This is a genomic window from Kitasatospora sp. NPDC057692 (genome assembly GCF_042799475.1).
In the GTDB taxonomy this organism is placed as follows: domain Bacteria; phylum Actinomycetota; class Actinomycetes; order Streptomycetales; family Streptomycetaceae; genus Kitasatospora.
This window is the reverse complement of the sequence record NZ_JBHVIV010000055.1, coordinates 57,742-64,300: the sequence shown is the minus strand read 5'-3', so window position 1 is coordinate 64,300 and position 6,559 is coordinate 57,742. Positions and strand designations below refer to the sequence as shown.

Here is a 6,559-nt window from a genome sequence, read left to right as displayed (position 1 = left end):
GGACCCCCCCGGCACCCCCCCCCTCCCCCCCACCAACCCCCCCCAGCCCCCCGCCCGGCCCCGGTCCCCCCCCCCGGCCCCCCCCCCCCGCCCCACGACCCGTGACGCGATGCCGCGCCCGCCCACCGAGGGTGCCCCGCACACGGGGGTTGCCCGGCTGCATAGGGTGGGGGTGAAACCGGCTCACGCACCCGTGGAGATCTGATGAGTTCGACCGCTGTTCCCGAGGCCGCGCTTCCGGTCGGGGTGATCGGGCTCGGTGACATCGCGCAGAAGGCCTACCTCCCGGTCCTCGCCGCCCTGCCCGGCCTGGACCTGCGGCTGATGACCCGCGACAGCGCCAAGCTGGACCGGATCGGCGAGACGCACCGGATCGCGCCCGAGCAGCGCTTCACCGATCTCGGCCGGCTGATCGACAGCGGCATCCGGGCCGCCTTCGTGCACGCCGCGACCGACCAGCACGTGCCGATCGTCGAGCAGCTGCTCACGGCCGGCGTCGACGTCTACGTGGACAAGCCGCTCGACTACACCCTCGACGGCGCCCGCCGCCTGGTCGACCTCGCCGACCGCACCGGCCGCTCCCTGGCGGTCGGCTTCAACCGCCGCCACGCCCCCGGCTACAGCCAGGCCCTCGAACGGCCGCGCGACCTGATCGTCCTCCAGAAGAACCGCGAGGGCCTCCCCGAGACCGCGCGCACCCTCGTCTACGACGACTTCATCCACGTCGTCGACACCCTGCGCTTCCTGGCTCCCGCCGAGTTCGACCACGTCGACGTCCGCGCCCGGGTCCGCGACGGCCTGGTGGAGCACGTCGTGCTGACCCTCGCCGGCGACGGCTTCACGGCCCTCGGCATCATGAACCGGCTCTCCGGATCGACGGAGGAGGTCCTGGAGGTCTCCGGCGGAGACTCCAAGCGCGAGGTCCACAACCTCGCCGAGGTGATCGACCACCGCGGCCAGCCCACCGTCCGCCGCCGCGGCGACTGGGTCCCGGTCGCCCGCCAGCGCGGCATCGAGCAGGTGGTCCTCGCCTTCCTCGACGCCGTCCGCACCGGCAAGACCCTCGACGCCCACGACGCCCTGCGCACCCACGAGCTGTGCGAACTGATCGTGGAGCGTATCGAGGGCGCCTGACGTCCCGTCAGGAGGTGGGCGGCGGCGCGTAGACTCCTCGCCGACACGATGGCGGGGAACCGGGGGAGCCATGAGCGATGCGGGACGTCGGCTGCCACCGTTGGCTGCCGGGCGGAAGCCCGCCGGACTCGCGCTGCTCGACCTGCTGGACGATCCGAAGGCCCCGCGGCTCTGCGTGCTCTCGGGACCCCAGGGCATCGGCAAGTCCCACCTCCTGACCTGGCTCGGGGAAGCCTGCGGCACCCCCGGTGGCCCGCCCGCCCGGCGGCCCGACGCGGCGTTCTCACTGGCGGGCATGACGACGGAGGCCGTCGTCTGGCGGCTGGCGGCCCGGCTGGGCGTGGCGGCGCGCGGACCGGCCGATCTCGTCCGGGCCCTGGGGGAGAACCCCCGTCCGAGGCTGGTCCTCCTCCGGGACCTGGACCGTTCGGCCGAACCCGGGGCCGTCGCCGCCCGGATACTGGGGTGTCTCCCGGAGGTCCCGGACCTGCGGCTGGTCGCCGAAGGCGCGGACGGCGTGTGGGAGGGCGACCGCGCGGCGGCGGTGCTGGACCTCACCAGGCCAGAGTGGACCGACCCCGGCCTCTTCGCCCTCTGGTACGGCAGGCAGCGCGGCCCGTCGCCGTTCGAAGCGGCGGACGTCTACCCCAGCCCGGGCTCGGCGCTGCTGGCCCTCGGTGTCCCGGCGGGCGTGTCCGGAGCGCGGAGCGCCGGTGTCCACGCCGCCTGGTGGACCGCCGCGAGCGGTGCCGCGCGCTCCGCGCTCGGCGTCCTCGCCGCCGCCGTCCAGCCGCTCACCCCGGCGCAGTGGTCGGCCGCGGCGGGAGCGGAGGCCGCCGCGGCCGCGGCCCGGATCCTGCCGCCGGACCGGGCCGACGGCACGGCGTGGTGGCTGCCGCCGGGGCCGCTGAGGGACGCGGTCACGGCCGAAGCCCCTCCTGCCGACCCGGTTCGGCTGGCCCGCACCCTGACCGACACGATCCCCCGGCTCCCCGACGCATCCCCCGACCTCACCCGCACGGATCCCGACGCCCTCGGCCTCGCCGTGCGGCAGGCCGTCCTCGCAGGCCTGGCCGAGGAAGTGCTCGACGACTTCGAGCTGCTGACCCACGCCGACCCGGTGGCCGTGACGGCCGCGCTCGCGACGTCGGCCGACCCGGTCGCGACCGCCTGGCGCCGTGCCGGACCCTGGCTCATCGACGAACCGGATCCGGCGGTCCGCGCGCGCCTCCTCCGCAGCCGGGGCCGCCTCGGGGCCCGGACCGGCGGGACGCCGATGGGGCAGCCGCTTCCGACAGCCGTGGGAGCGGCGCTGGACCGGCTTGCCTCCGGTACCGGGAGTCCGCTGGAATTCCTGACCGCGCTGCTGGACTCCGACGTGCTGGTCTGCCCCGATGCCGCGACCGGTGCGCCACTGGTGACGGTCGGGGTGAACGGGCGGGAGGGCCTGGACGCCTGCACGTCGCCGGACCTCGTCCCGAGCCATTGGGCGGACACCGTGCCCATGGCCGGCCGCCACCTGGCCGCCGCGTTCGACGGCCTCGACCTCCGGCTCGACCCCGCGAGCACGACCTCCCTCTGCTTCCCGTTGAGTGACCTGGGACGTGTCATGGAGGCGGCCCGGAGCCAGGACTGAACACCCCGTTCCCGGGTGGCGGCCCCGCGAACGGGCCGCCACCCGGACCGCTCAGCCGCGGCCGCGTGGCGCAGGTGCGGTGCGGGTCGGGGGCTGCCACCCCTCCGCGGCCTTCTCTTCGAGGTCGCCGACCGACTCGGCCCTCGACCGGGAACCCGGCACGATGAACCCGACCCGCCCGCCGGGGCGGTCGTCGGCCAGTTCCGCGAGGGCCTGCGAAGGCGGCAGGTCGCGAGCCTTGCCGTCGCGCATCTTGATTAGCCAGTATCCGGCACTGTTCGACGCCTCGACGGAAACGGCCGGCCGCCCCACCCAGCCGACCGCGTCATCCGCGTCGGACAGCCAGAGATAGCCCAGAACTCCAGAGGTCTCGTTGGCGATCGTCACGTATTCGACGGGCTGGTCGGTTCGGTATGCGTAGTCGACCGGCCCGTCAACCACCTTGAATTCCATGTCCTCGCGGAGGCGAGGGTTTTTCTGAGTGTGGTCCGTCATGAATTCCTCGCCATCAGGGGACGATCTCCCCATAGATCTGCCACTGCCCATTGTCGTCCAGGAAGACCCGGTCTGCGCGCCAATTCAGGCCCCGCCCCAGGAGTAGTTCCCGTTCTCCCATCCCGTAGGCGGAGACCTTCTCCACCCAGAGTGCCGGTGTCCCTTCGGGGACGCGCAGGCGGAGTATCGCCTGCTTGTCGGGGAAAGCTGCTGATCCCAGGGAGCTGGAGGTGAACGCCGTCTCCGTGAAGGTCTTACCGGCCATGAGGGAAGGATCCATCGGAATATGGTAGAGGTCGGTTCCGCGGCTCACCACAACGGGCTCCATGGTCGGGCTTCCGGCCAGTGCTCGATCGATCTCGGCGATGTGCTGCAGGACTTCGGGAGTCTCGCCTTTTCCGGAGCGGAGATAGCCGTTGAGTTCATGGTAGGTGGGTTCGTCGGTGGCCGACGGTTCGCAGGTGTAGTCGTAGACGGCCTTTCGCTGTTCCTCCGGCAGCTGCTCGGCATATGCATTCCAGTGGTCGCCGCCGTACTGCTCGGCTTCGGCGTTGCTGCGGAAGGTCGTGGCGTCCTTCGAGATCTCGGCTTCGGCGACCTTGACCTGGTCGGAGAGGTCGAGCCCCTTGAAGTCCGCGGTCGAGACCGGTGGAGCGTCGCTCCGCAGCGGATTGGCCTCGGCGCCGACGCTCGGGGCCGGATCGCCGGATCCGCCCGGTACAGCGCTCGAAGGGTGGCCAGTGGCCAGTGGCTGGACGGGGCCCGTCTGAGGCGGGAGGGGCCCGGGGTGGGGGACCGGTTGGGGCGGGACCTTCACGGGGCCGGTGGGTATCGCGTCGGCCGGGGCGTGCGGTGGGGCCTTGACGGTCCAGCCCTCGGGGAGGCCGGTCAGGTTCGTCGGTGACGGCAGGACGGGCTTGACGGCGGCGGCCTTCTTCGCCGCCGCCTCCTTGGCCGCAGCTTGAGGGCGAGATCGGAGCCCTCCTGGACCAGCGCCCGCACGCCCCAGGACCAGCGTTCGCAGAAGGCCGTGAACACCGTATGGAGATCGGGGTGGCCGGCTTCCATGCCGGTCAGCTCCAGCTCGGAGAAGCCGCGGCCGGATTCCGCCAGCCCCGCGATCCCCAGTCCCTGCAGTTCCGCGATCGCCCCGTTGATGCCCTCCTCCGCGAGCTTCAGCGCCTGTGGGTCAACTCCGAACCCAGCCATCAACCCCCCCTGTCGTCGCCGACGGTCCGTCGAGGGCCGCCGCGTCCGGCACGATGCCCCGCACGGGCGGGAAGAGCATCGGTTCGGCACCCGCCACGTCCAGTGCGATGCCGCCCGGCATTCCCAGCCCCGGCACCGCCACGTCCAGCAGCCGTGAGCCGAGGACCGCCAGATAGGGGAGCCCTTCGGCCGGCAGGCCCTTCGCCCGTGCCCAGGCCGCCAGCTCGGCCTCCGACGTGAAGGCGAGGATCCATCGCAGACCGTCCCCGTCGGCCGTCCAGACCGAATCCTCGCCCCATCGCGGCACCAGCACCGCGCTCAGCCGGAACTGAGCGAGCATCACGGCCGGGTCGCCCGCCCCGGCCCGTAACATCCGCACCTGGTGGACGAGACCTTCGTTCGCCATGGCGTCCCCCCTCTGCCGGCGTCATCGCCGCACTGAAGGTACACGCACGGCGGGGCGGGTGGGGCAACCGGTGGCGTTTGTCGGCGGAGTGACGTCGGATCAGGCGGTGGCGAGGCGGTCGCGCCACCAGGTGATCGTGGCGGTGAGCTGGGTGTCGAGGGGGGTGGGGCGGGTGGTGAAGGTGGTGGTCCAGGCGGTGGTGTCGACGGTGAAGGGGCGGTCGAACTGGTAGCGGGTCTCGCGCAGTTCGCGCAGCAGGGGGGAGAAGAGGCCGGCCAGGGCGAGGATGGCGGGGTGGAGGCGGCGGACGGGGACGGGGGAGGCGCCGGCCTCGGTGGCGAGGAGGTCGAGCATGCGGCGGATCGGGAGGGGCGGGGCGGTCGGGGCGTGCCAGGCCCGGCCCCAGGCGCGTTCGTCGGTGGCGGCCTCGGCCAGGGCGCGGGCCACGTCGGGGAGGTAGGTCCAGCTGTGCGCGGCGTCCGGGTCGCCGAGGACGGAGACGGGCCTGCCCGCCAGCAGACGGGGGACGGCGCGGGCGGCCAGGTGGCCGCCCTCGGTCACGCCGGGGCCGAAGAAGTCGGAGGCGCGGACCTCGACCGCGCGGATCCGGCCCGCCTCGTGCAGGGCCCGGGCCCGCTCCCAGAGCGAGGCGCGCAGGCGGCCCTTGGGGCCGGTGGCGGCGAGCGGGAGGTCCTCGGTGAGGGGGCCGTCGACCGGGCCGTAGCCGTAGAGGTTGCCGAGCATGGCCAGCACGGCGCCGGTCGACTCGGCGGCCGTGCAGAGCGCGGCGTGCAGCGGAGGCCAGTCGGACGTCCAGCGGGGCAGCGGCGGCGCCGCGCAGCTGTACAGGGCGGCGGCTCCGCGGGCGGCCTCGGTCAGCCGCCCGGCCTCGGCGGCGTCCAGGGCCAGGTGCTCGATGCCGGGCTCGGCCGGACGGCCCGAGCGGGTGACCACCCGCACCGTGTGGCCCTGCTCGGCCAGCAGGCGGGCCGTGGCCGCTCCGGCGGGTCCGTATCCGACGATCACATGAAGACTCATCGGCACACCCTAGAGGGCGCGGCCCGGCCCGGTGGACGGGTCGGGCCGCGCGGGTGGGACCGGAAGGAGGGTCAGCAGGGGATGACGACCGAGACCGTCGCCGGCGAGGGCGGCCAGCCGCCGTTGTCCACACTGAAGTTGGCGGTCACCGTGCTGCCGCAGGTCGCGGTGGTGGTGATCCCGCCGACGTAGACGCCGCCGGAGGGCACCAGGGCGGTCGTGTACACGGGCGGGCCCGGGGGCAGGCCGGGCGCGCTGCCGGAGATCTTGAAGCCGACGTTCTGCGGGACCCAGGCGGGGTTGGTCGGGTAGGCGTGCCCGTAGAGGTGGACCTGGAGGCCGTTGACGTCGATACAGGCCCGGGTCTGCAGCAGGCCGGGCGCGCCCGGGGTCCCGCAGGTGGTGAACGGTCCGGGCGGGCCCGCCGGGCCGGTGGTGGCGGCGACGGCGGACGGGGCGGCGGTGGCGGCCAGCGCGGCGAGGACCGCGGCGCCGGCCAGGGCGGCGGCGGTGCGACGACGGTGCATGGTGGGTTCCCTCCCTGTTGGAGCGGGTGCGGCGGAATGCCGGACGCGCTGTGACATGTCACATCGTTCTTGGGGGGAATGGTGCCACCCGAACGGCGGCCCGGTCCGTCCGGC

8 protein-coding genes are annotated in these 6,559 nt (G+C 73.8%); 2 read left to right on the top strand and 6 right to left on the bottom strand.

Annotation, left to right across the window (positions count from 1 at the left end; genetic code table 11):
* Positions 1-204: 204 nt before the first annotated feature.
* Together ACFVFS_RS27270 and ACFVFS_RS27265 are read left to right on the top strand one after the other, a co-directional pair.
* Positions 205-1,134: a Gfo/Idh/MocA family protein gene (locus ACFVFS_RS27270; protein WP_380627347.1), complete on the top strand. Its 930-nt coding sequence runs from the start codon at positions 205-207 to the stop codon at positions 1,132-1,134.
* Between the two features lie 100 nt (positions 1,135-1,234).
* Positions 1,235-2,770, top strand: a complete 1,536-nt coding sequence (locus ACFVFS_RS27265) for a hypothetical protein (protein WP_380627346.1) — start codon at positions 1,235-1,237, stop codon at positions 2,768-2,770.
* A gap of 51 nt (positions 2,771-2,821) precedes the next feature.
* Here the strand turns inward: ACFVFS_RS27265 and ACFVFS_RS27260 are convergent, their stop codons facing one another.
* The 6 genes from ACFVFS_RS27260 to ACFVFS_RS27235 all read right to left on the bottom strand — a co-directional run bounded on the left by ACFVFS_RS27260 (position 2,822) and on the right by ACFVFS_RS27235 (position 6,445).
* Positions 2,822-3,223, bottom strand: coding sequence for a hypothetical protein (locus ACFVFS_RS27260; RefSeq protein WP_380627345.1), 402 nt, complete (start codon positions 3,221-3,223; stop codon positions 2,822-2,824).
* 55 nt (positions 3,224-3,278) lie between these two features.
* The gene (locus tag ACFVFS_RS27255; protein ID WP_380627344.1) at positions 3,279-4,082 is read right to left on the bottom strand and encodes an ADP-ribosyltransferase; all 804 of its coding nucleotides are present in this window, start codon (positions 4,080-4,082) and stop codon (positions 3,279-3,281) included.
* 71 nt (positions 4,083-4,153) lie between these two features.
* On the bottom strand, positions 4,154-4,474 hold the full coding sequence (locus tag ACFVFS_RS27250; protein WP_380627343.1) for a hypothetical protein: 321 nt from the start codon (positions 4,472-4,474) through the stop codon (positions 4,154-4,156).
* On the bottom strand, positions 4,455-4,880 hold the full coding sequence (locus tag ACFVFS_RS27245; protein ID WP_380627342.1) for an SseB family protein: 426 nt from the start codon (positions 4,878-4,880) through the stop codon (positions 4,455-4,457). Before ACFVFS_RS27245 ends, ACFVFS_RS27250 begins: the two co-directional genes overlap by 20 nt.
* A 99-nt stretch (positions 4,881-4,979) precedes the next feature.
* Positions 4,980-5,918: an NAD-dependent epimerase/dehydratase family protein gene (locus ACFVFS_RS27240; RefSeq protein WP_380627341.1), complete on the bottom strand. Its 939-nt coding sequence runs from the start codon at positions 5,916-5,918 to the stop codon at positions 4,980-4,982.
* A 71-nt stretch (positions 5,919-5,989) separates the two neighbouring features.
* Positions 5,990-6,445, bottom strand: a complete 456-nt coding sequence (locus ACFVFS_RS27235; RefSeq protein ID WP_380627340.1) for a hypothetical protein — start codon at positions 6,443-6,445, stop codon at positions 5,990-5,992.
* Between the last annotated feature and the right edge of the window lie 114 nt (positions 6,446-6,559).